General features: G+C 74.1%; 22 protein-coding genes. 11 read left to right on the forward strand and 11 right to left on the reverse strand.

The window, feature by feature from the left end:
* Positions 1-23: 23 nt before the first annotated feature.
* Both AB0H53_RS06625 and AB0H53_RS06630 read left to right on the forward strand, forming a co-directional pair.
* A complete protein-coding gene (locus AB0H53_RS06625; RefSeq protein WP_362108184.1) occupies positions 24-1823 on the forward strand; it encodes an AMP-binding protein in 1800 nt (599 codons plus the stop codon).
* An 86-nt stretch (positions 1824-1909) separates the two neighbouring features.
* Entirely contained in the window at positions 1910-2137 is a 228-nt protein-coding gene (locus tag AB0H53_RS06630; protein ID WP_362108185.1) for a DUF5133 domain-containing protein, read from the forward strand.
* Positions 2138-2149: 12 nt separating this feature from the next.
* Here AB0H53_RS06630 and AB0H53_RS06635 read toward each other — a convergent pair whose 3' ends face one another.
* Positions 2150-2770: a hypothetical protein gene (locus AB0H53_RS06635; RefSeq protein ID WP_362108187.1), complete on the reverse strand. Its 621-nt coding sequence runs from the start codon at positions 2768-2770 to the stop codon at positions 2150-2152.
* Between the two features lie 549 nt (positions 2771-3319).
* Here AB0H53_RS06635 and AB0H53_RS06640 point away from each other — a divergent pair.
* Positions 3320-4153, forward strand: a complete 834-nt coding sequence (locus tag AB0H53_RS06640) for an aldo/keto reductase (protein ID WP_362108189.1) — start codon at positions 3320-3322, stop codon at positions 4151-4153.
* 95 nt (positions 4154-4248) lie between these two features.
* On the opposite strand, the gene AB0H53_RS06645 is transcribed toward AB0H53_RS06640, so the two are convergent.
* Positions 4249-4755, reverse strand: a complete 507-nt coding sequence (locus tag AB0H53_RS06645) for a GNAT family N-acetyltransferase (RefSeq protein WP_362108191.1) — start codon at positions 4753-4755, stop codon at positions 4249-4251.
* Between the two features lie 303 nt (positions 4756-5058).
* On the opposite strand from AB0H53_RS06645, the gene AB0H53_RS06650 reads away from it, so the two are divergent.
* Positions 5059-8256, forward strand: coding sequence for an amidohydrolase family protein (locus tag AB0H53_RS06650; RefSeq protein WP_362108193.1), 3198 nt, complete (start codon positions 5059-5061; stop codon positions 8254-8256).
* Positions 8257-8411: 155 nt separating this feature from the next.
* On the opposite strand, the gene AB0H53_RS06655 is transcribed toward AB0H53_RS06650, so the two are convergent.
* Genes AB0H53_RS06655 through AB0H53_RS06665 form a run of 3 tightly spaced genes read right to left on the reverse strand, consistent with a single transcriptional unit; the run spans position 8412 to position 10366 of the window.
* A complete protein-coding gene (locus AB0H53_RS06655; RefSeq protein ID WP_362108195.1) occupies positions 8412-9098 on the reverse strand; it encodes a DUF3618 domain-containing protein in 687 nt (228 codons plus the stop codon).
* Entirely contained in the window at positions 9074-9556 is a 483-nt protein-coding gene (locus AB0H53_RS06660; RefSeq protein WP_362108197.1) for a phage holin family protein, read from the reverse strand. Before AB0H53_RS06660 ends, AB0H53_RS06655 begins: the two co-directional genes overlap by 25 nt.
* A 3-nt stretch (positions 9557-9559) precedes the next feature.
* Complete coding sequence (locus AB0H53_RS06665; protein WP_362108199.1) at positions 9560-10366, reverse strand: hypothetical protein; 807 nt, start codon at positions 10364-10366, stop codon at positions 9560-9562.
* 120 nt (positions 10367-10486) lie between these two features.
* Here AB0H53_RS06665 and AB0H53_RS06670 point away from each other — a divergent pair, with 120 nt between their 5' ends.
* Entirely contained in the window at positions 10487-11047 is a 561-nt protein-coding gene (locus AB0H53_RS06670) for a phosphatase PAP2 family protein (protein WP_362108201.1), read from the forward strand.
* A gap of 86 nt (positions 11048-11133) precedes the next feature.
* Positions 11134-11610: an RICIN domain-containing protein gene (locus AB0H53_RS06675; RefSeq protein ID WP_362108203.1), complete on the forward strand. Its 477-nt coding sequence runs from the start codon at positions 11134-11136 to the stop codon at positions 11608-11610.
* Between the two features lie 18 nt (positions 11611-11628).
* On the opposite strand, the gene AB0H53_RS06680 is transcribed toward AB0H53_RS06675, so the two are convergent.
* Together AB0H53_RS06680 and AB0H53_RS06685 are read right to left on the reverse strand one after the other, a co-directional pair.
* Positions 11629-12525 (reverse strand): class I SAM-dependent methyltransferase, encoded by an 897-nt coding sequence (locus tag AB0H53_RS06680; protein WP_362108205.1) that lies wholly within the window; start codon positions 12523-12525, stop codon positions 11629-11631.
* A gap of 126 nt (positions 12526-12651) precedes the next feature.
* The gene (locus tag AB0H53_RS06685) at positions 12652-12957 is read right to left on the reverse strand and encodes a 4a-hydroxytetrahydrobiopterin dehydratase (RefSeq protein ID WP_362108207.1); all 306 of its coding nucleotides are present in this window, start codon (positions 12955-12957) and stop codon (positions 12652-12654) included.
* A 153-nt stretch (positions 12958-13110) separates the two neighbouring features.
* On the opposite strand from AB0H53_RS06685, the gene AB0H53_RS06690 reads away from it, so the two are divergent.
* Positions 13111-13911 carry a helix-turn-helix transcriptional regulator gene (locus tag AB0H53_RS06690; protein WP_362108209.1) on the forward strand — a complete coding sequence of 267 codons (801 nt, stop codon included), beginning with the start codon at positions 13111-13113 and terminating at the stop codon, positions 13909-13911.
* On the opposite strand, the gene AB0H53_RS06695 is transcribed toward AB0H53_RS06690, so the two are convergent.
* The 3 genes from AB0H53_RS06695 to AB0H53_RS06705 all read right to left on the reverse strand — a co-directional run bounded on the left by AB0H53_RS06695 (position 13908) and on the right by AB0H53_RS06705 (position 16132).
* Positions 13908-14327, reverse strand: a complete 420-nt coding sequence (locus AB0H53_RS06695; protein WP_362108211.1) for a hypothetical protein — start codon at positions 14325-14327, stop codon at positions 13908-13910. The genes AB0H53_RS06690 and AB0H53_RS06695 overlap by 4 nt on opposite strands.
* Before the next feature lie 153 nt (positions 14328-14480).
* On the reverse strand, positions 14481-15221 hold the full coding sequence (locus AB0H53_RS06700) for a histone deacetylase (RefSeq protein WP_362108213.1): 741 nt from the start codon (positions 15219-15221) through the stop codon (positions 14481-14483).
* The gene (locus tag AB0H53_RS06705; RefSeq protein ID WP_362108215.1) at positions 15218-16132 is read right to left on the reverse strand and encodes an alpha/beta hydrolase; all 915 of its coding nucleotides are present in this window, start codon (positions 16130-16132) and stop codon (positions 15218-15220) included. The genes AB0H53_RS06700 and AB0H53_RS06705 overlap by 4 nt, the downstream gene beginning before the upstream one ends.
* 162 nt (positions 16133-16294) lie before the next feature.
* On the opposite strand from AB0H53_RS06705, the gene tdh reads away from it, so the two are divergent.
* From tdh to AB0H53_RS06725, 4 genes are all read left to right on the forward strand, one after another.
* Positions 16295-17323, forward strand: coding sequence for an L-threonine 3-dehydrogenase (tdh, locus tag AB0H53_RS06710; RefSeq protein WP_362108217.1), 1029 nt, complete (start codon positions 16295-16297; stop codon positions 17321-17323).
* A 23-nt stretch (positions 17324-17346) separates the two neighbouring features.
* Positions 17347-18528: a glycine C-acetyltransferase gene (locus AB0H53_RS06715; protein ID WP_362108219.1), complete on the forward strand. Its 1182-nt coding sequence runs from the start codon at positions 17347-17349 to the stop codon at positions 18526-18528.
* On the forward strand, positions 18525-19430 hold the full coding sequence (locus AB0H53_RS06720) for a LysR family transcriptional regulator (RefSeq protein ID WP_362108221.1): 906 nt from the start codon (positions 18525-18527) through the stop codon (positions 19428-19430). The genes AB0H53_RS06715 and AB0H53_RS06720 overlap by 4 nt, the downstream gene beginning before the upstream one ends.
* Before the next feature lie 71 nt (positions 19431-19501).
* A complete protein-coding gene (locus AB0H53_RS06725; protein ID WP_362108223.1) occupies positions 19502-19939 on the forward strand; it encodes a VOC family protein in 438 nt (145 codons plus the stop codon).
* Positions 19940-19949: 10 nt separating this feature from the next.
* On the opposite strand, the gene AB0H53_RS06730 is transcribed toward AB0H53_RS06725, so the two are convergent.
* Positions 19950-21296 carry an amino acid permease gene (locus AB0H53_RS06730; RefSeq protein WP_362108225.1) on the reverse strand — a complete coding sequence of 449 codons (1347 nt, stop codon included), beginning with the start codon at positions 21294-21296 and terminating at the stop codon, positions 19950-19952.
* Between the last annotated feature and the right edge of the window lie 48 nt (positions 21297-21344).

Here is a 21344-nt window from a genome sequence, read left to right on the forward strand (position 1 = left end):
TGCGCGAGTTCACTGTCCCACCCATGGCGACGGCTCCCCTGGTCGGCGGGCTGGCCGATTCCGTGTTCGAGCACGCCCGCAGCGACCCGCACCGCGTGGCGCTCGGCCGCAAGGACGCGACCGGCCGGTGGCGGGACGTCACGGCGCGGGAGTTCCGTGACGAGGTGCTGGCGCTGGCCCGGGGGCTGATCGCGCACGGCGTACGGTTCGGCGACCGGGTCGCGATCATGTCGCGGACGCGCTACGAGTGGACGCTGTTCGACTTCGCGCTGTGGACGGTCGGCGCGCAGCCGGTGCCGGTCTATCCCACCTCCTCCGCCGACCAGGTCCACTGGATGCTGCACGACGCCGGGGTGACGGCCTGTCTGGTGGAGCACGAGGACCACGCCATGACCGTCGGCTCGGTGGTCGACCGGCTGCCGCTGCTGAAACGGCTGTGGCAGTTGGACGCCGGTGCCGTCACCGAGCTGGTGGAGGCCGGGGCGCGGATCGACGAGGAGGTGGTGCAGCGGCACCGGCGGGCGGTGACCCCGGAATCGGTGGCGACGGTCATCTACACCTCCGGGACGACCGGCCGGCCCAAGGGGTGCGTGCTGACCCACGCCAACTTCATGTTCGAGGCGGACACCCTGACCAGCCGCTGGGAGCCGGTGTTCCGTTCCCGGCCGGGTGACGACGCCTCGACGCTGCTGTTCCTGCCGCTCGCGCACGTCTTCGGGCGGATGGTGCAGATCGCGGCCGTACGCGCCCGGGTCAAGCTGGGCCACCAGCCGGTGCTGTCGGCCAGCGCGCTCCTGCCCGACCTGGCCGCCTTCCGGCCCACCCTGGTCCTGGCCGTCCCGTACATCTTCGAGCGGATCCTGCGGGCGGCGCGGCGCTCGGCGGAGACGGACGGCAGGGCGGGCGCGTTCGACAAGGCCGTCGAGGTGGCCGTCCGGTACGCGGAGGCGCTGGAGCACAAGGCGTTCGGCCTGGGCCCCGGCCCGTCGGCGGCGCTGCGGGTGCAGCACCAGTTCTTCGACAGGGCCGTGTACGGCAGGGTGCGGGACGCGCTGGGCGGGCGGATGCGGCACGCCATGAGCGGCGGATCGAGCATGGACCGGCGCCTGGGGCTGTTCTTCGCCGGCGCCGGTATCACCGTGTACGAGGGGTACGGGCTGACCGAGTCGGCCGCCGCCGCCACCGCCAACCCGCCCGAGCGGACCCGGTACGGCACGGTCGGCCAGCCCGTCCCGGGGACGTCCGTGCACATCGCGGAGGACGGCGAGGTGTGGCTGCGCGGCCCACACGTCTTCTCCGGCTACCTGGGCGACCCGGCGGCCACCGGGTCGGTCCTGCGCGACGGCTGGCTGGCCACCGGTGACCTCGGCCGGCTGGACGAGGACGGCTATCTGACCATCACCGGGCGCAAGAAGGAGATCATCGTCACCTCCGGCGGCAAGAGCGTCTCCCCGGTGGGCCTGGAGGAGCGGGTACGGGCCCATCCGCTGGTGGCGCAGTGCATCGCCGTCGGCAACGACCGCCCGTACATCGCGGCGCTGGTCACCCTGGATCAGGAGGCGGTGGAGCACTGGCTGGCGATGCAGAACCGGCCCTCCCTGCCACCGGCCGAGCTGGTGCGCGACCCGGACCTGGAGGCCGAGATCCGCCGCGCGGTGATCGCCGCCAACAGCCTGGTGTCCCAGGCGGAGGCGATCCGGACCTTCCGGATCCTGGCCTTCCCCTTCACCGAGGAGTACGGGCTGCTGACGCCGTCGCTGAAACTCAAGCGCAAGGCGATCGAGGTGGCGTACGCGGCGGAGGTGGACGCCCTGTACCGGTGAGCCGTAGGGAATGACCTCGGAGTGCGGGGGTAGCAGGTGCGACGTGCGAGGCGAGTGACGCCTCACGGTGTGGAAGGAGACCCGTTGTGCTGATGGCTCACCCGGCGGTGCTGAAGAACCTGGTCGAGCAGTACGAGACGCTCCGGGTGCTGCACGCCGAAGAGGGTTCCCCCGAGGTGCGGCAGCGGATGAACGACATCGCCTACACCCTGTGCGTGTCCACCGGCACCAAGGACGTGGACGCCGCCCTCATCGCCGCCCGTCACCGGCTGCCCGGTGCCCGGCCCGAGGACGACTCCCTTCTCACCGCCTGATCCCGGCCGGTGTCACGGCCCCCTCTCCCCCGGGTCGTGGGGCGGCCGGGCACGGTAGATGTACGGCGCCGGGGTCTCCGTCCACCCGTGCGGTCGGTCGACCAGCGCCTCGACCAGCCCGTGGTCCGGGGACGCGCGGCAGGCCGGATCGGCACGGGTGGCGTCACCCGTCAGCGCGTGGGCCTGGCAGCGGCAGCCGGCGAAGTCGGCGGTGCGCGGCGCGCAGTCGCCACGGTTCGCGCCTCCACTCCTGGCCCCCGGTAGGCGTGGAACGCGGCCGAATCCCGCCGGATCCCACTCCAGTGTGTGGTCCTTGACGTTCGGCGCGCCGAGCCCGGGCAGGGTGGCGGCGGCCGGACACGGCAGCGCCGTGCCGTCCGGTGCGACGGTGAGGGAGCGCGCGCCCCAGCCGCCCACGCAGGGCCTGGCCGTCCAGTCCACGTGGTCGGGCACCACCCACACCACTTCCCGGCGTCCGGCCAGCCATTGGCGCCACCGTTCCACGGCGGCCCGCGCGCGGGCGACCTGCGTCCGGTCGGGCAGCAGCGCGTCGCGGTCGCGCCACGCCCGGCCATGGAACTGGACGTTGGCCGGCTCGATCCGTTCGGCGCCCCGGGCCAGGGCGAGTTCCACGAGGCCGTCGACGGCGTCCAGGCTGGCGTGGTCCGGTGCGGAACGGCGTTGAGGCCGAGCGGCAGCCGCGCCTCCCGTACGAGACGGGCGGCGCGCTCCTTGGCGGCGAACGCCCGCGCCCCGGCGAGGTGTTCGGCCGCCGCCGGGTCCGTGTGCCGCACATCGAGCTGAACGCCGCGGAACCCGGCCGCCACCAGGCCGTCCAGCCGCTGCCACTGGGAACAGCCCCCCCCCCGCCCGCCGCGGTGCCGAGCACCCGCAGCAGCATGGCGGGGGTCTACCGGTCGACGAGGAGGTAGCCGGTGACCTCCAGCGGAGTCTCGACGACCGTGTGGTCGGGGCTCTGCCGGACGTCGGTCCGCGGGCGGGCCGCTCCGGTGCGCCGTCCTGGGCCGTGGTGGTGTCCCGCAGGACGGGGCCTGCTTCCCTGAGAGGTGGGGTCGGGACTCGCTGGATGGTGCGCGATATGGGCATTGTCCGGGAATGCGTACGGGTATGTGATCGTTGACCATCGAAGTACCGAACCGACGACGTAAGGATCGACCGCTCGTGAGCAAGGTCCCCTCCATCACCCTCAACAACGGCGTCTCCATGCCGCAGCTCGGCTACGGCGTCTGGCAGGTGCCCGACGACGAGGCGGCGAAGGCGGTGGGCACGGCCCTGGAGGCCGGTTACCGCAGCATCGACACCGCAGCGATCTACGAGAACGAGAAGGGCACCGGCCAGGCCATCGCCGCCTCCGGGATCGCCCGCGACGAACTCTTCGTCACCACCAAGGTGTGGAACAGCGAGCAGGGTTACGACTCCACGCTGCGGGCCTTCGACGCGTCCCTGGGCAAGCTGGGGCTCGACCACGTCGACCTGTACCTGATCCACTGGCCGCTGCCCGACCGGGACCTGTACGTCGACACCTACAAGGCGCTGGAGAAGATCCACGCGGACGGCCGCGCCAGGGCGATCGGTGTCTCCAACTTCCTCCCCGCCCACCTGGAGCGCCTCCTGGAGGAGACGTCCGTGGTGCCGGCGCTCAACCAGATCGAGCTGCACCCGCAGCTCCAGCAGGCGCACGCCCGCTCCTTCCACGCCCAGCACGACATCGCCACCGAGGCGTGGTCGCCGCTGGGCCAGGGCAAGGGCCTGCTCGACGTACCGACCATCGTCGCGATCGCCCGCAAGCACGGTCGCACCCCGGCCCAGGTCGTACTGCGCTGGCACCTCCAGCTCGGCAACGTGGTGATCCCCAAGTCGGTCACCCCGTCCCGGATCCAGGAGAACATCGACGTCTTCGACTTCGAGCTGGACACCGACGACATGGCCGCCCTCGGGGCCCTGGACGAGGGCAAGCGCCTGGGCCCGGACCCGGCCACCTTCGACTACAGCTGACCGCCCGGCCCGGCGAACGGCGCGGCCACCGTCGACGGACGGGGGCCGCGCCGTCGTGTCGGCGCCGGCTCAGCGGCCCGCTGGCCGCGCCGGGACTACCGCTCGGCGGTCGCCGTCAGGCGGAAACCGGCCGTGGTCGCGTCCTGGCTCCAGCGGCGCAGGCCGGCCTTCTCCAGCACCCGGACCGAGGCCCGGTTCGACAGTTCCACCCGGGCGTGCACCGTGTGCACGCCCGGCGCGGTCAGGGCGTACTCCGCGAGCGCCCGGGTGGCCTCGGGGGCGTAGCCGCGGCCCCGCCGGGAGGGGACGATGCCGTAGCCGACCTCGACGCGGCCGTCAGTGGGCGGCCAGAACAGGCCGATGGAGCCGACCACCAGGCCGCTGGACCGTTCGACGACGAGGCGGTGGCCGAACCCGGCCGGCCCCTGCGGGTTCTCGCCGAGGATGCCGGCGATGACGCGGTCGCCCTCGGCGGGGAAGTCCTCCGCCCAGTGCGGCAGCCTCGCACCGTCGAGGACGGCGGTGAGATCGGCGGCGGACCACGGCCTCAGCACGAGGCGGTCAGTGGTCGGATCCGTACCGGTCGATGAGTAAGGGGACACGCGACACTCCTGGTCTTCGGAAGGGAGACCCGGGTCGCTGTCAACCTCGCGCGACCCGGACGTGGGCATGCTGATGAAGCGTCCGGCGGGCCATATTCATCGACCTCCCTCGTCCTGGTGCGTCGGTCGACCCTAGCAGCGTGTGACGGGCCGTCGGACGAGCGTTTCGCGCCGCTACCGCCTGCCGCCGCGGTCCCGCCGTGCGACGCTGCTGGGGCACGCCGCGACAGCGCGCGGCCGGTGGCGGCCGGCACGTCGGACACGGACACGGACACGTGGACACATGGACGCATGGAGGCCCCGGTGAGGTTCAACCCGGTCAGTCGGCGACTCTTCCTCCGGAGTGCCTCGGCGGCGGGACTCGCCGGAGCGATCGAGCACACGCCGGCGCACGGGGCGCCGACGGCCGGCGGCGACGACCGTGACCGCGCGGAAACCGCGACGGTGACCTACCGGGCGGTGACCGGTGGCTCGGTCACCGCCTCGCCGGCCGGGGACCTGCTGATCGCCGAGGTGCAGGGCATCCTGTGGCGGATCCCCGAACGCGGCGGCGAGGCGCTGCGGCTGACGGAGTGGGAACTGGAGCCGACCCGGCCGGCCATCTCGCCCGACGGTTCGGCGGTGGCGCTGTGCGCCTACGCGGGCGGCGGGTTCCACCTGTGGACCATGCGACCGGACGGCACCGGCCTGCGGCAGCTCACGGACGGCCCGTGGGACGACCGGGGCGTGGCCTGGTCCCCGGACGGGACGAGACTGGCGTTCTCCTCCGACCGCGGCGGCGATCCGGTGGCGGGCAGCTCCTGCGGGATCTGGACCCTCCGCCTGGCCGACGGCCGGCTGGACCGGCTGACCGGCGACGGGGCGCCGGGCGGCCCCTTCGAGGACTACGACCCGACGTGGACGCCGGACGGCCGGCACGTGGTGTTCGTGCGCGCCGCCAGGACCCCGGACGGCGGCAACGACGGGGGCCGGAGCCTGGCGCGGGTCCCGGCCTCCGGAGGGGAGGCGGTCGTCATCCGCACGGTGGCCGAGGGCCGTGTGCTGTGCCCCTCCGTCTCCCCGGCCGGCCGCGTCGCCCACCTCCACCTGACCGGTACCTCCTCGTCCGCGTCCCGGCCCCCGGCGGCCGCGGTCACGGTGGTGGTCGACGGGCGGCCGGTGGTCAGCGGTGAGGACGTCGCCGCGGCGCCGGTGTCGTGGATCGGCGAGGACCGGTTGCTCCACCTGGGGGACGGTCGGATCCGGATCCGCGCCCTGGCCTCCGGGACCGTGACGGAGATCCCCTTCACCGCCCGGCTGCCGCTCCCCTCCCCCGCCCGCCGCCGCAAACGGCGCGAGCCGGACTCCACCGCCCCCGCCCCGGTGCGGGGCGTCGACACGCCCGTCCTCGCCCCGGACGGGCGGCGCGTCGCCTTCGCCGCTCTGAACGCGCTGTGGCTGCTGGCCCCCGGGGCCGCGCCCCGGCGCCTGGTGCGGGCCGCCCCCGCCCAGTACGTGCAGATGCCGTCCTGGGCCCCGGACGGGCGGAGCGTCGTCTACTGCTCGGACCGCGACGGGCTCACCGCCGTGTACCGCCACGACCTGGACGGGGGCACGGACACGCTGCTGGCGGGCGGGGAGGGCCGCTTCAGTCCGGCCCTGTCACCGGACGGCACCCGGCTGGCCTGCCTGGACAGCTTCGGCAAGCTGCTGGTGCACGACCTGGCCACCGGCACCCACCGGGTACTGGCCGAGCCGCTGGGCGGAGGCGGCCTGCCCGGGGCGCCCAGTTGGTCGCCCGACGGCCGCCGGGTGGCCTTCTGCGACCGCAACCGGCTCAACGGCCGCTTCCGCGAGGGCTACAACCTGATCCGCGTCATCGACACCGTGACCGGCGCCGACACCCGGCACCTGGCCGCCGACCACCAGTCGCTGTCCGACCGCTGCTCCTCCGGCCCGGTCTGGTCGCCCGACGGCCGCTGGATGGCCCTGGTCGTGGAGTCCGCCCTGTGGCTGCTGCCCGTCTCCGCCACCGGCGGCCCCACCGGACCACCCCGGCGGCTCACCGACGAGCCGGCCGACCACCCGAGCTGGTCCGCCGACTCCCGCGCCCTGCTGTACCTGTCCAACGGCCGGCTGCGCCTGACCGGCCCGGACGGCACCGGCACGCGTACCGTGCCCGTCCGGCTCTCCGCCCGGCGCGGTGCGCCGCCCCGCGGCGACATCGTCCGTATCCACGCCGGTCAGCTCTGGGACGGCGTCGCGGACCGGCCGCGGCAGGACGTGGACATCCTGCTGGCCGGAAACCGCGTCACCGGTGTGGAGCCGCACCGGCCCCGCCGCCGGGGGCACCGGACCGTCGACGCCTCCGACCGCACGGTCCTGCCCGGTCTGTTCGACAGCCACGTCCACCCCCGTCCCGCCCCCTACGGCGGCCGGCAGAACCTCCTGGCGCTCGCGTACGGCATCACCACCACGGCCTCCATGGGCGGCCCCGCCTACGCCTCCGTGCGGATGCGGGAGGCCCTGGCGACCGGGCAGGCGCTCGGGCCCCGGCTGCTGGCCTGCACGGAGTTCATCGACGGCTCGCGGGTCGCCTACAGCGAGGACCGGGCCCACACCACCGGGGCCGGGGTGCGCCGTTCCCTGGAGCGGGTGACCGCGCTGGACGCCGACTTCGTCAAGACCTACGTCCGCGCCCCTGGCCGGATCATGGCCGAGGCCGCCCGTACCGCCCACCGGCTCGGGGTGCCCTCCGGCAGCCACCTGTGTTCCCCCGGGCGCAACGCCGGGCAGGACCTGACCACCCATCTCCAGGCGACGCAGCGCCTCGAACACGGGCACGCCACCAGTCTCCTGGGCCGCATCCACCAGGACGTGTTCGCGCAGTACGGTGCCGGCGCCTTCGCCCTGATCGCCACGCCGTTCACCGCGCTGCCGCTGCTGGGCGCGGACCCGCGGCTGGCCGAGGACCCCAGGGTGACCGCGCTGATGCCGCCCTGGGACACCGCCCTGGTCCGGGAGACGGCCGGGACCGCGCCCACGCCGAGGCAGCTGGAGATGCTGGCGGCCGAGGCGGCCGGCTACCGCGAGGCCGTCTCCCGGGGGGTGGTCCTCGCCCTGGGCACCGACGCGCCGCTGGTCCCCGTCGGCCTCCACCTGCACCTGGCGCTGCGCGCCCTGCGGGCCCACGGGTTCACGGCCGACCAGGTGCTGCGCACCGTCACCACGGTGCCCGCCCGGCTGTTCGGCCTGGACGAGGATCTCGGGACCGTCGAGCCCGGGAAGATCGCCGACCTCACCGTCGTCGACGGCGATCCCTTCACCGACTTCGCCAGTCTGGTCTCGACGAGCATGGTGGTGGTCGGCGGTGTGCCGCACCGCCAGGGCGACCTGGTCGCCGCCGTCCCCCGGGACAGGGGCTCCCGGGAGCCGGGCGGGCCACCGGGGCACGCGTACTGGCTGGCGTACGGCCGCGCGCTGCGCGGCGACAGCTGCTGCGGCGACCCGTCGGAGGACTGAGCCCCGGTCACCGGCGGGTGTCGTACCCGTTGGTGCCGACGGGCCACCGCCGCCCGCGGCCGGCCCCACCGGACCCGGCACCGCGCAGCGGACCGGCCGCCGCCCCGGGGGGCGGCGGCCGGTCGTCGGTCGGGAGTGGGGCGGCGGCGCCGGGGTCAGCGGGCCGGGCCACCACCGGACTGGTCGCGTACCTCACGGGCGCCGTCCTGGCCGATGCCCCGCAGGCCCTCGGTCGTCTCCTGGCCGGCGCCCTGCGCCTGCTGCTTGGTGGTGTCCGCGGCGTCACGGGCCGTGTCCTTGACGGCCTCCATGGCCTGGGTGGCCGGCTCGCGCAGGCCCTCCTTCACGTCCTGGACCGCTTCCTGGGCGGTCTGCTTGACGGGTTCGAGCAGCTCGTCGGAGTGCGAGCGAAGCTGCTCGCCGAGGCGCTCCTCGGCCTTGGAGGCGGGCAGCAGGGCCGCGGCGAGCATGCCGGCGCCGAACGCGATGAGCCCGGCCGCCAGGGGGCTGCCCTGGGTCTGCTCAAGGGCGCGGGCCGGCGCCTGCTGGGCGGCCTCGCCGATCTGTCCGGCGGTGTCCTTGGCCTTCTCGCCGACGCGTCCGGCCGTCTGCGCGGCACTGTCCTTGGCGCTCTGCGCGCTCTCGGAGAGGCTGCTGGTGGTGTTCTGTGCCGAGCCCATGACCCGCTCCCTGATTCCGTGGAGTCGGTGCTGTGCGCTGCCGACCTTGCGGCGGGCGATCCTGCGTGGGGTCACCCTCTCCGCCAGGAGGTCCACGTTGCGGGCCAGGTGTGCCCGCGTCTGTTCCACATCGGTCCTCAGCTGGTCGGGTTCCGTGCCCATCGGGCGTCCTCCTTCAGGGTTTCCACTGTCTGCTCGGGCTTGAGGTTCACGGTCCGCAGCCGCTTGCGGCCGTTCACGTAGAGGACCGCGCCCACCACCGCCCACACGACGGTCACGATCAGGGCGGCCCACGCCGGGTCCATGACGTTGGAGAGCGCGAAGATGACGGTCAGGCTGCCCAGCAGCAGCACCAGGTGACCGGCGTAACCGGCACCGGCGACCATGCCGGCGGCCTTGCCCGCCTTGGTGGACTCCTGCTTGAGCTCCGCCTTGGCCAGCTCGATCTCGTCACGGACCAGCTGGGAGACGTCCTTGCCGATCTCGCCGATCAGGTCGCCGATCGACGGTTCACCGGCCGGTGGTGGGGCGGTGCTCGCCGCGTACGAGGGCGGCGGGGTCGGTGCGGGTCCGGCCGGTACGCCGGTACCGGTGCCCGCGTGTTCCGAGGACAGGGCCATGGTTCAGCTCCCCTGCGGCGGCTGCTGCGGGTACCGCTCCGTCGCCGGGGACGGGGCGGCGGGCGGCGGATAGGCGGACGGCGGGGAGGTGGGTGGCGGCGGTGGCGCGGTGGGCGGCGGGGTGCCCAGCCCCTGACCGCCGGGGGTGTAGTGGGGCGGCTGCGACTGGCCGTACACGTCGAGCGGGTCGGGCTCCACGTACCCGCTGCCCGGTGTCGTCGGCTCTCCGCCGGCGGGGATCGCGCCGGTGGCGGGCACGGGCCGGTCGGTGTCGCGGCGCTCGCCGCCGTCACCGCCGTCGCCCGAACCGGCCGCGCTCACGCCCTTGCCGGCACGCGCCACGGCGAACCCCGCCAGTGCCGCGCCGGCCAGGAACATCCCCGGTCGGCGCCGGGCGAACCCGCGCAGGTCGTCCAGGAGGCCGTCGGGCCCCCGGCTCTCCACCCGGGAGGCCACCTGGTGACCGCCGTCCGCGATCTGCCGTACGACCCCGGCCGCCGTGGAGCCCGGCTTGCCGTTGTCACTCATCTCGCGCAGCTCGTCCGCCAGCCGACGTACATTTTCGGCCAGGTTCCGGGTCTGCGACCGGGCCTGTTCCTGTAGCTGGGAGCGCACCTCACCAGCCAGGTCCCGCACCTGGGCGGTGGCCTCGCCAGCCACGTTGCCGGCCTGTTCCTTCGCGGTGCCGGCCACGTCCGCGGCCTTCTCGCCGACCAGCCCGGCGCCCTGCGCGGCCTTGTCCTGCACTGTGCCCGCCACTGCGGCCGCCTTGTTCGGGTCCCTGCGGCCAGGGCCTTCGATGTCGCTCACAGGCTCCTCCTGCGTCAGACGTGCGGATCTCGGTCTGCGCTCTGAGTACCCCCATCCGCCCGAGCCATGAGACCGATTTCGTACTTGTGTGAACAGCCGTCGACCGGGAAACAGACGATCATGACCAGCCTTGCCGACGTGAGAGAAGGCGACCGGCGTCTGACCCGGCGCGTGGCGCACTGGAGGTCCGGGTGGGCGCGCCAGTTGCTGCCCGCCGTCGAATCCGCCGCCCAGCGCACCAAGCTGTGGTGGGGCGCCGCCGCGGCGATGTCCGCGGCGGGCGGCCCCAGGGGTCGTGAGGCGGCGGTGAAGGGCCTGGTGAGCATGGGCCTGGCCGAGCTGATCTCCAACGGAGTGTGCAAACAGCTCTACGAGCGGCGCCGGCCGCCCAAGGAGCTGATACCTCACGACGACGTGCACGACCGGCCCGACAGCTCGTCCTTCCCCTCCGGTCACACGGCCGCCGCGTTGGCCTTCACGGCGGCGGTCGCCGCCACGGCGCCCCCGATCGGCGCCGTCTGCGCCGTCCCGGCCGCGCTGGTGGCCGTGGAACGGGTGCACTCGGGCGCGCACTACCCCAGCGACGTGGCCGCCGGCGCCGCCATCGGCCTGGGCACCGCCTGGCTGGTCGTACGCGGGGGCCGCCGGCTTCCGTTCCGGCTGCCGCGTCTGCTGCGCTGAGCCCGATTCCGCCCGGCCGGCGCCGGGCGGAACGGCGTTGCCTACGCTGTCGCTGACGATGATCAGCGAAAGAGGGGTGCGGGGCAGTGAGCGCAGTGCGCGAACCGGGGCCGCCGCCGGTCGAGGAGGGGCTCTACCTGGTGCGCAATGTCGCCAGCGGGCTGGTGCTGGAGGTCCGCGACGGCGCGCGCGGCAGCGGCGCCGTGGTGCGGCAGGGCCGGGAGACCGGCTCCGCCGGGCAGCGGTGGCACATCACCCCGGTACCCAACGGCGGCGGGCTGCACCACCTGGTCAACGCGGCGAGCGGCAAGCGGCTCGACGTGGCCGGGGCGTCGACCGAGAACGGCGCCCGGGTGCAGCAGTGGCGGGCGAACAACTTCGGCGCCCAGGAGTGGGCGATCGAGCAGGACCTGGCCGACCCGGGGACGGTGACACTGGTCAGCTTCATCAGCGGGCTGCTGCTGGAGGTCGCCGACGGCTCGCTGGAGGCGGGCGCCGGCGTCCGGCAGTGGGAGGACACCGACTCGCCGTCGCAGTGGTGGCGGCTGGAGCCGGTGTCCTGATCTCCGGTCCCCGGACTTTCAGCCGCGGCGGGCGGTGTGCACCGTGCGGGCGCTGAGCACGAACACGTCCGGGCGGCCGTGGAGGCTCTGCGGGTCGGCCGGGTCCAGCAGCCGGTCCAGGGCGGCGCGGTCGTCGCGGGGCAGGCGTTCGCCGACGACTGCCCGGCGCCGGGTGAAGGCGGCGACGACCTGTTCGCGTACGGTGTCGGTGACCGGCGCCGGGATGTCCTGGAGGAACGAGCGGGTTCCGCTCGGCGTGAGTCCCGCGCCGCTCAGCAGGGCCCGCCAGTCCTCCGGCTCGTCCTTGGCCCCGGGCAGCGCCGCCCGCATCTCCACGAACCAGTCGGCCATCACCGCGTCGATCCGGGCCTCCAGCCCCGGGCGGCCGATACCGGCGTGCTGCGGCAGGTGGCGGGTGGGCAGGCCGCCCTCCACGACGGCCAGCAGACCACCGGGCCGGAGCAGTCCCGCCAGGTCCACCAGCGCGGCCCGCTGGTCGCCCAGGTGGTGCAGGGAGTCGGCGGCCCAGACCAGGTCGGCCGGCCCCAGGTCGGGGATGTCGCCGGGGAGTTCGGCCCGGCGCGTGGTGACCCGCAGGCCGGCGGCCCGGGCCCGCTCCTCGGTCCGCTCCAGCAGTTCGGGCGTGAAGTCGACGGCGACGACCTCCGCGTGCGGGAACGCCTGAGCGAGCAGGCACGCCGGCACGCCGGGCCCGCTGCCGACGTCGATGATCCGGCGCACGCCGGCCGCCGGGAGCAGATCGCCGAGCCAGGCCGCCGCCTCGCGGTACAGCGGCGTCTGGAGCTCGGCCCCCCGTTCCAGCAGCGGGGCCAGCTCGTTCCAGTCCATGTGGGTGTGGTCGTGCGGGTGCGGGGCGCCGGGAGCGGGGTGCCGGCGCTGGTGGTGATCGTTCATGGGGGGCAGCGTGCAGCGACCAGGCGTTCTGTAGCGACATTTCTTGCCATTCCGGCAATTCAGACATGCTTACGAGGGGTCGGCGTACCGGGTCACCCGCGCGGTCCGGCGGCGGTCCGCGCGGCGTCAGGCGGCGCCGTGCGTGGGCGCGATCCGGTCGACCCGGGTGGCGAGCTCGAAGTCCAGCTCGGTGAGCGCGCCGCCCGCGGAGTGGGTGTGCACGGACAGGGCGACCGTGTCGTAGCCCAGCGTGAGATCGGAGTGGTGGTTCAACTCCTCCTGGATCTGGGCGACATGGACGACCAGCGCGGTCGCGGCGAAGTGCGTGCCGAGGCGGTACGTACGGGCGATCCGGTCGCCGTCCAGGGACCAGCCGGGGAGTTCCCGCAGGCGGTCCTCGATCTCCTTCTGCGACAGCGGCTCAGTGGGCATGTCCGTGCTCCTCCCGGTCGGGCGCGATGCGGCGGGCGTGACGGTGACGGTGACGGTGACGGTGACGGTGACGATACGGTCCGACGGCGCGGGGGTGGCGGTCAACACGTGCGGCGTCCCTCCGGACAGGTGAGCCGGGTTACCGTCGACCGTATGGCAACTGTGGTGAGCGGTACGGGAGCGGGGCCGCTGCTGCGCGACTGGCGGGAACGGCGGCGGCTGAGCCAGCTGGAGCTGGCGCTGCGCGCCGGCTCGTCGGCCCGGCACATATCGTTCGTCGAGACGGGCAGGTCCCGGCCCAGCGAGGAGATGGTCCTGCGCCTGGCGGAGCACTTGGAGGTGCCGGTGCGGGACCGCAACGCCCTTCTGCTGGCGGCCGGTTACGCGCCCCACTACTCCGAGACACCCCTCGACGCCCCTTCCCTGGGGACGCTGCGCGAGGGCATCGAGACCCTGCTGGCCGGGTACGACCCGTATCCGGCGCTCGTCGTGGACGGCGCGTACACGGTGCTGGCCGCGAACCGGGGCATCGCGGCGCTGCTGGCCGGGCTGCCCGCGCACCTGCTGACACCGCCGATGAACGCCATGCGGATCACCCTGCACCCGCTCGGGCTGGCGCCGAGGATCCGCAACCTGCCGGAGTGGCGCGGGCATCTGCTGGCCCAGATGGAACGCCGGCTCGCGCTGGCCCGCTCCGCGGCGCTGCGCGAGGTGTACGAGGAGGTGGCGGCCTATCCCCTGCCGGAGACGGGCGGCGACGAGACCGCCGGCTCCGAGGCACCGCCGTACTTCGCCCTGCCGCTGCGGATCGAGCACGGCGGTCACGTGCTGTCCTTCGTCTCGTCCATCTCGACCTTCAACACCCCGATGGACGTGACGGTCGCCGAGCTGGCGATCGAGACCTTCCTCCCGGCCGACCCGGAGACCGCCGCCCGGCTCCGCACGTCGCTCTAGACCCCGCCCACCGCGCGCAGCGCCGACCACTGGAGCCCGGCGAAGCCGGCGACGACCGCCGCCTGGGCCGGGATCCAGATCGCGCCGGCGATGGTGGGCGTCAGCCACACGAACGGCGCGGCCACGCTCAGCACGGCCCAGGCCGCGTTGGCGCCGACGACCAGCCCGACGGCCGCGGCGGGCGGCTCGCGCCGGGAGGCGAGGTGTCCGACCCCGGCCGCGAACAGCGTGAGGAAGACACCGACGCCCAGCAGCAGCGCGGGGTCGACGCCCAGCGACCGCCCGAGCGGGCCGGACGCAGCGGCGTACGCCAGCCCGTTGGCCGCGGTGACCAGCGCGTCGAGGGCGAGGAAACGGCGCAGCGCGATGCGCGGCTCGGTGGTGCGGGCGAGTCCGTTGAGCAGGGCCGGTGACATGACGGATCAGCCTCCATCGAGGTCGGGTGTGAGGGCCGGGCGGGCCGGGGCCCGGGCGGAGTGCGCCGCCCGGGGCCCGGTTGCCGCCACCTTGCCGGGCGGCCGGGGGCGGGTCGATTACCCGGGAGGTAATGGACCCGGCGGCGGGCGGCGTCAGGGACCGGCGACGCCCCGGCCGTCCGCGCCGTCCGCACCATCCGCGTCGCCCGGGTCGCCAGGGCCGCAGGGGTGGTCCGGGCCGCGGGGGTGGTCCGGGCCGGCGGGGCGGCCGGTGATCAGCGCCTCGATCCGGCGGGCGGTCCAGTGGCCGGCGGCGCCGGGGCAGGCGGCCAGGTAGCCGGCGACGGTGGCCGGGTCCCACCGGCCTGCTTCGAGCAGGCCCGTCGCCACGTGGCGGACGTATCCGGCGGACGGGGCGCGCGGGGTGACGTCGGCGGCCCGCCACGGGGCGGTGAGGGTGAGGACCGGGACGCCGTCCAGGGTGCCGGGGCGGACCAGGGTCTCGTACCGGCCCGGCCCCAGGGTCGCCCGGCCGTCGCGCAGCACCCCGGTGAGTTCCAGGTCGGTGCCCGGCTCGCGGTACATCTCCTGGGCGGCGATGTCGGAGAACTGCGCGGTGGTGAGCAGGTACGCCCGGGCGAGGACCCGGCCGGGTGTGTCCGGGTCGTAGAAGGCCCGGCCGCCGGTCCACACCACTGATTCGGTGGTGAAGTAGAGGGTGCCCTCCAGTTCCACCGGAACGGAGGCCATCGGCGGGCGCGGGTCGCGGCACCCGGGACAGGCCCGGCCGGCGCCCGGCGGCCGGCCGCCCCGCAGGTAGTGGGCCAGGCGATCGGCGTGCGTGTTGGAGCCGTAGGCGGCGTACCAGACCCGGTCGGACGCGGCGCCGTTCACCGGTGCGGTTCCAGGGCCGTGGTGAACGCCAGTACCGCGTCCGCCACGGCGCGCGGGTTCTCCAGCAGCATCGCGTGCGTGCCGTCGATGCCCGCGACCGTCACCGTGGACCGCCCGGCGGCCAGTTCGGCGAGGTCGCGGGCGAGCCCTCGGCTGTAGGCGGCCATCAGGCCGCCGAACCAGTCCATGCCCGGTATGGGGGGTACGGGGCGCAGCGCGCGTCCCAGCAGCAGCGGCTGGCGGACCGCGCGGAACAGGGCGAAGACGTCCAGCGCGTCGATCGCCGCCAGCATCTCCAGCGCGTGCTCGCGTTCCGGCCGCAGCTCCAGCCGGCCGTCGGGCCGTTCGCGCACGGCGCGGCGGGCGGACGCCTCCAGCCGTTCGTAGGGGATGCCGAGCTGGTCGGAGGTCTTGCGCTGCTCGGCGAGCAGGTCCGCCAGACCGCCCGCCGGGAGCACCCGCACCGCCGCCGCCTGGGCCAGCTCCCGCAGTTGGGCGAGGCGCTCGGTGACCTGCACCGGATCGGCACCCACGTACTGGTCGGGCCGGCCCCACCCGAAGCCGTCCAGGTTGACGGCGCCCGGGGTGGTGTCCGGGTGTTCGCGGGCGTACCGGGCGGCGAGCATGCCGCCGAGCGAATGACCGACCGGCAGCGCGCCGGGCATGCCGTACGCGTCCAGCACCGCCTCCAGGTCGCCGATGACGGCGGGGAAGCTCCAGTGGCCCGACGGGCTCAGGCCGTGGCTGCGCAGGTCCACGGCGAGGACCCGGTGGTGGCCGGTGAGCAGGGGCGCGACACCCGACCAGTCGGCGAGGGTGCGCCCGGCGCCGTGCAGCAGGACGAGCGGCGGGCCGTCTCCGCCGTACTCGCGGGCGGCCAGGTCGATGCGGTCGTGGTGTCGTCGCGTCATGCCTCGACCGTAGAGCGCCGGGCGCGTGAAGCAGGACTGTTGCCCGGCTTAAGAAATCCTCGATGGACGCGGCGGACGCCACTGGGCAGATTGGTGCGCGTCGATCACCCGCGCGCCCTCCGGGCGCCCGCCCCGCACTTCGCCCAGCCTGGAGCCGCCCCGATGAAGGCCCTTGTCAAGCAGAAGGCCGAGTCCGGCCTGTGGCTCATGGACGTGCCCGAGCCCGAGACCGGGCCCGGCGACGTCCTGATCCGGGTGCTGCGCACCGGCATCTGCGGTACGGACCTGCACATCCGGTCCTGGGACGGCTGGGCGCAGCAGGCGGTGCGCACCCCCCTGGTGCTGGGGCACGAGTTCGTCGGGGAGGTCGCGGGCGTCGGCGCCGACGTGCGCGATGTCGCGGTCGGCGACCTGGTCAGCGGCGAGGGGCACCTGGTGTGCGGGAAGTGCCGCAACTGCCTGGCCGGCCGCCGCCACCTGTGCCGGGCCACCGTCGGACTGGGAGTGGGGCGGGACGGCGCGTTCGCCGAGTACGTGGCGCTGCCCGCGTCCAACGTCTGGGTGCACCGCACCAAGGTGGACCTGGACGTCGCCGCGATCTTCGACCCGTTCGGCAACGCCGTGCACACCGCCCTGTCCTTCCCGCTCGTCGGCGAGGACGTCCTGATCACCGGCGCCGGGCCGATCGGCATCATGGCCGCGGCGGTCGCCAAGCACGCCGGGGCCCGCAATGTGGTGATCACCGACGTGAGCGAACCCCGGCTGGAGCTGGCCCGCAAGGCCGGCGCGACCCTGGCCGTCAATGTCTCCGGGACGACCATCGGCGAGGCCCAGCGGCAGTTGGGGCTGCGGGAGGGCTTCGACATCGGCCTGGAGATGTCGGGACGCCCCGAGGCCATGCGGGACATGGTCGCCAATATGACGCACGGCGGCCGGATCGCGATGCTGGGCCTGCCGGCCGAGGAGTTCGCCGTCGACTGGTCGAAGATCGTCACCTCCATGATCACGGTCAAGGGCATCTACGGCCGTGAGATGTTCGAGACCTGGTACGCGATGACGGTGCTGCTGGAAGGCGGCCTCGACCTGAGCCCGGTGATCACCGGCAGCTACCCCTACCAGGACTTCGACGCCGCCTTCGACGAGGCCGCCACCGCCCGCAGCGGCAAGATCATCCTCGACTGGACCGCCTGATTCCCTCCCTAGGAGCCCGACCTATGTACGCGTCCGTCCGCGACGAGCTGCGCGCCACCCTCGACGAGATCCGCGACGCCGGCCTCTACAAGCCGGAGCGGGTCATCGCCACCCCGCAGAGCGCCACCGTGTCCGTCGCGTCCGGCGACGTGCTCAACTTCTGCGCCAACAACTACCTCGGCCTCGCCGACCACCCCGAGGTCGTCAGCGCCGCCAAGGAGGCGCTGGACCGCTGGGGCTACGGCATGGCCTCCGTCCGCTTCATCTGCGGCACCCAGGACGTCCACAAGGACCTGGAGCGGCGCCTGTCGGCGTTCCTCGGCCAGGAGGACACCATCCTGTACTCCTCCTGCTTCGACGCCAACGGCGGCGTCTTCGAGACGCTGCTCGGCCCCGAGGACGCGGTCATCTCCGACGCCCTCAACCACGCGTCCATCATCGACGGCATCCGGCTGTCCAAGGCGCGCCGGCACCGGTACGCCAACCGCGACATGGCCGACCTGGAGCGGCAGCTCCAGCAGACGCGGGACGCCCGGCGTCGGCTCATCGTCACCGACGGCGTGTTCTCCATGGACGGCTACGTGGCGCCGCTGCCGGAGATCTGCGACCTCGCCGACCGCTACGACGCCATGGTCATGGTCGACGACTCGCACGCCGTCGGGTTCGTCGGCCCCGGCGGGCGCGGCACCCCCGAGCTGCACGGCGTGATGGACCGGGTCGACATCATCACCGGCACCCTCGGCAAGGCACTGGGCGGCGCCTCCGGCGGGTACGTCGCGGCCCGGGCCGAGATCGTGGAGCTGCTGCGCCAGCGCTCCCGGCCGTACCTCTTCTCCAACTCCCTCGCCCCGGTGATCGCCGCGGCGTCCCTCAAGGTCCTCGACCTGTTGGAGTCCGCCGGTGACCTGCGGAACAAGCTCGCCGAGAACACCAAGCTCTTCCGTACCGGCATGGGGGAGGCGGGCTTCGAGATCCTGCCCGGCGACCACCCCATCGCCCCCGTGATGATCGGTGACGCGGCGGAGGCGGCCAGGATGGCCGAACTGCTCCTGGAACGCGGCGTGTACGTGATCGGCTTCTCCTACCCGGTCGTCCCCCTGGGCCAGGCACGCATCCGGGTCCAGCTGTCCGCCGCGCACTCGACCGCGGACGTCGAGCGGGCCGTGGCCGCGTTCACCGACGCGCGAGCGACAATGGCGGGGTGATCGACCCCCGGCGTCTGCGCATACTGCGGGCCGCGGCGGACCACCGGACGGTGACCGCCGCGGCCGCCGCGCTGTACCTGACCCCGTCCGCCGTCTCCCAGCAGCTCGCCGCGCTGGAGCAGGAGACCGGACACACGCTGCTCACCCGCAGCGGCCGGGGAGTACGGCTCACCGCGGCCGGCGAGATCCTGCTCGAACACGCCAACGAGGTCCTCGCCCAGCTCGAACGGGCCGAGGCGGAACTCGCCGCGTACGCCGGCGGCACCGCCGGCGAGGTGACGGTCGCCGCGTTCGCCACCGGCATCGCCGAGGTGCTCGCCCCCGCGATCGTCCGCCTCGCCGAACGGCACCCCGGCATCCGCATACGCGTCCGGGACGCCGAGGGCGACGAATCCCTGCCCCTCGTCCTCGACGGCGAGGCCGACCTCGCGCTCGCCGTCGAGTACCGCGGCGCGCCCCGCGACGGCGACCGGCGGCTCACCCGCGTACCGCTGTACGCCGAACCCTTCGACGCCGTCCTGCACGCCGGCCACCCGCTGGCCCAGCACCCCGAAGTGGCGCTCGCCGGACTCGCCGACGACGACTGGATCGGCCCCTACCCCGGCAATCCCTGCCACGACGTGGTGCTGCTCGCCTGCGAACTGGCCGGGTTCGACCCGCGCCTGGTGCACTCGTCCGACGACTTCCGCGCCGTCGTCGCGCTGGCCAGCGCGGGCGCCGGGGTCGCCCTGGTCCCCCGCTCCGCCCTGCGGGGCATCGAACTCAAGGACGTGGTCGTCCGCCCCGTGACCGGGCCGGCCGCGTACCGCCGCGTCTTCGCCGCGGTACGCCGAGGCGCCGGGACCCACCCCCTGATCCGGCCGGTCCTGGACGCCCTGGCCGCACCGGAGGAGTATTCCTAGGGCGGCCCCCTCCGGGGCTCGGTCGTGGAAAGGCGTGGTCACGAGGTGTGCCAGGCCCTAGGGTCATGCTCATGAATGAGCGGCTTCGCCGAGGGCGCCGTGGGCTCGGCGTGATCGACTCCACGACGCACGTACGTCTGGCCCGGCCCTCCCGCGACCTCGGTGCCGCCGAGCGCTTCCACGTGGACGGCCTCGGGCTGGAGGTGCTGTGGCGGACCACCGAGCGCGTCCCGGGCGAGCACGACCTGCTGATGGTCGGCCCTCGCGGCGGGTCGTGGCACTTCGAGCTGACCCGCGACCCCGAGCACCCGCTGGAGCCGGCGCCCACCGTGGACGACCTGTTCGTGGTCCACCTGGGCGCTCCCGTGGCGGAGAGCCTGGTGGAGCGGCTGGTGGCCGCCGGCGGCACCCGGGTCCCCGCGCACAACCCCTACTGGGACGAGCACGGGGTGACGGTGGCCGACCCGGACGGCTACCGGCTCGTGCTGTGCTCGCGCACCTGGGGCTAGCCGGCAGCCGTCAGGGCTTCGGGGCGTGCTGCCTGCGGGCCGACATCCACGCGTACACGAGGACGCCGGCGAAGAGGAACAGCACGCCCTGGTAGACGGCCGCGTAACCGGCGCCCGCCACCAGCCACATGGAGAAGGCGAAGGCGGTCACGGCGAGCACCGCGTCGCGGACCAGCCGGCCCCGGTGGACCCGCTGCGACTGGCCGGAGACCAGGAAGTAGATCTGCGCGGCGGTCGACAGCAGGTAGGGCACGGTGGCGGTGAAGGTCGTGACGAGGACCAGGACCTCGAAGACGCCCTTGGTGCCGGCCGTGTAGTTGTAGACGGTCAGCAGGGACGCCAGGACGACCGTGACGAGGACACCGTACGTCGGTACGCCGCGCCGCTTGTGGGTGAACAGGCGGGGGAACAGGCCGTCCCGGGCCGCCGCGTACGGGGTCTGGGCGCTGAGCAGCGTCCAGCCGTTCAGCGCGCCGACCATGGAGACCAGGGCCATGCAGGCGACGGCGACACCGCCCCAGGAGCCGCCGAACATGGCGTTGACGGCGGCGGAGAAGGGCGCGGTGGAACCCACCAGCCGGTCGTGGGCCACCAGACCGAAGACGGACAGGGTGCCCAGCAGGTAGATGACGGCGGCACCGAGCGTCCCCAGGATGGTGGCGCGGCCCACGTTGCGCTCGGGGTCGCGCACCTCGCCGGCGCTGACCGCGGCCGACTCCACGCCCAGGTAGCTGAAGAGCAGGATCGCGGCCGACGCCGAGATCGCGCCCAGGGCACCGGAGTCACCGGCCTGGAACGGGCCCAGGTTGCCGGCGTCGAAGAAGAACAGCCCGCCGACGGCGACCAGCAGCAGCGGCACGAACTTCAGCACGGTGGAGACGAACTGGACGGCGCCGACGTAGCGCGTACCGGCCAGGTTGGCCAGGGCGGGCAGCCACTGCAGGGCCAGGGCGGCGGTGAGCGTCGCGGCCGTCGAGCCGTGCACGGGGACGAGTACGTCGAGGTAGCCGACGGCCGCGACGGCGAGCGCGGCGTTGGAGACCCAGGTGGTGATCCAGTAGGACCAGGCGGCGAGGAAGCCGGCGAAGTCACCGAACGCCTCACGGGCGTAGACGTAGGGTCCGCCGGTCCGCGGGTGCCGGGCGGCGAGCCGCCCGAAGACCAGGGCCAGGGCGATCGCGCCGGCGGTGAGGACACCGAAGGCGAGCAGGCTGATGGTGCCGTAGGGGGCGACGGACGCCGGGAGCAGGAAGATCCCGCCGCCGATGATGTTGCCCATGACCAGCGCGGTGGCGACCGGCAGTCCGAAACTGCGGGCGTGCTTGCTCTGCTCGTCGGGGGTGGGATCGGTGATCATGGGGGTGGCGCGCCTTTCTCCGTACAAACCCGAACATGGTCGGGTACG

Origin of the sequence: Streptomyces sp. NPDC050856 (assembly GCF_040653855.1) — a bacterium.
In the GTDB taxonomy this organism is placed as follows: Bacteria; Actinomycetota; Actinomycetes; order Streptomycetales; family Streptomycetaceae; genus Streptomyces.

Coding starts and splice junctions, on each gene's coding strand:
- AB0H53_RS06730 (WP_362108225.1), bottom strand. CDS start 21,296: ATGATCACCGATCCCACCCCCGACGAGCAGAGCAAGCACGCCCGCAGT.
- AB0H53_RS06725 (WP_362108223.1), top strand. CDS start 19,502: ATGAATGAGCGGCTTCGCCGAGGGCGCCGTGGGCTCGGCGTGATCGAC.
- AB0H53_RS06685 (WP_362108207.1), bottom strand. CDS start 12,957: ATGCCCACTGAGCCGCTGTCGCAGAAGGAGATCGAGGACCGCCTGCGG.
- AB0H53_RS06715 (WP_362108219.1), top strand. CDS start 17,347: ATGTACGCGTCCGTCCGCGACGAGCTGCGCGCCACCCTCGACGAGATC.
- AB0H53_RS06680 (WP_362108205.1), bottom strand. CDS start 12,525: ATGAACGATCACCACCAGCGCCGGCACCCCGCTCCCGGCGCCCCGCAC.
- AB0H53_RS06695 (WP_362108211.1), bottom strand. CDS start 14,327: ATGTCACCGGCCCTGCTCAACGGACTCGCCCGCACCACCGAGCCGCGC.
- AB0H53_RS06690 (WP_362108209.1), top strand. CDS start 13,111: ATGGCAACTGTGGTGAGCGGTACGGGAGCGGGGCCGCTGCTGCGCGAC.
- tdh (WP_362108217.1), top strand. CDS start 16,295: ATGAAGGCCCTTGTCAAGCAGAAGGCCGAGTCCGGCCTGTGGCTCATG.
- AB0H53_RS06625 (WP_362108184.1), top strand. CDS start 24: ATGGCGACGGCTCCCCTGGTCGGCGGGCTGGCCGATTCCGTGTTCGAG.
- AB0H53_RS06670 (WP_362108201.1), top strand. CDS start 10,487: ATGACCAGCCTTGCCGACGTGAGAGAAGGCGACCGGCGTCTGACCCGG.
- AB0H53_RS06655 (WP_362108195.1), bottom strand. CDS start 9,098: ATGGGCACGGAACCCGACCAGCTGAGGACCGATGTGGAACAGACGCGG.
- AB0H53_RS06705 (WP_362108215.1), bottom strand. CDS start 16,132: ATGACGCGACGACACCACGACCGCATCGACCTGGCCGCCCGCGAGTAC.
- AB0H53_RS06660 (WP_362108197.1), bottom strand. CDS start 9,556: ATGGCCCTGTCCTCGGAACACGCGGGCACCGGTACCGGCGTACCGGCC.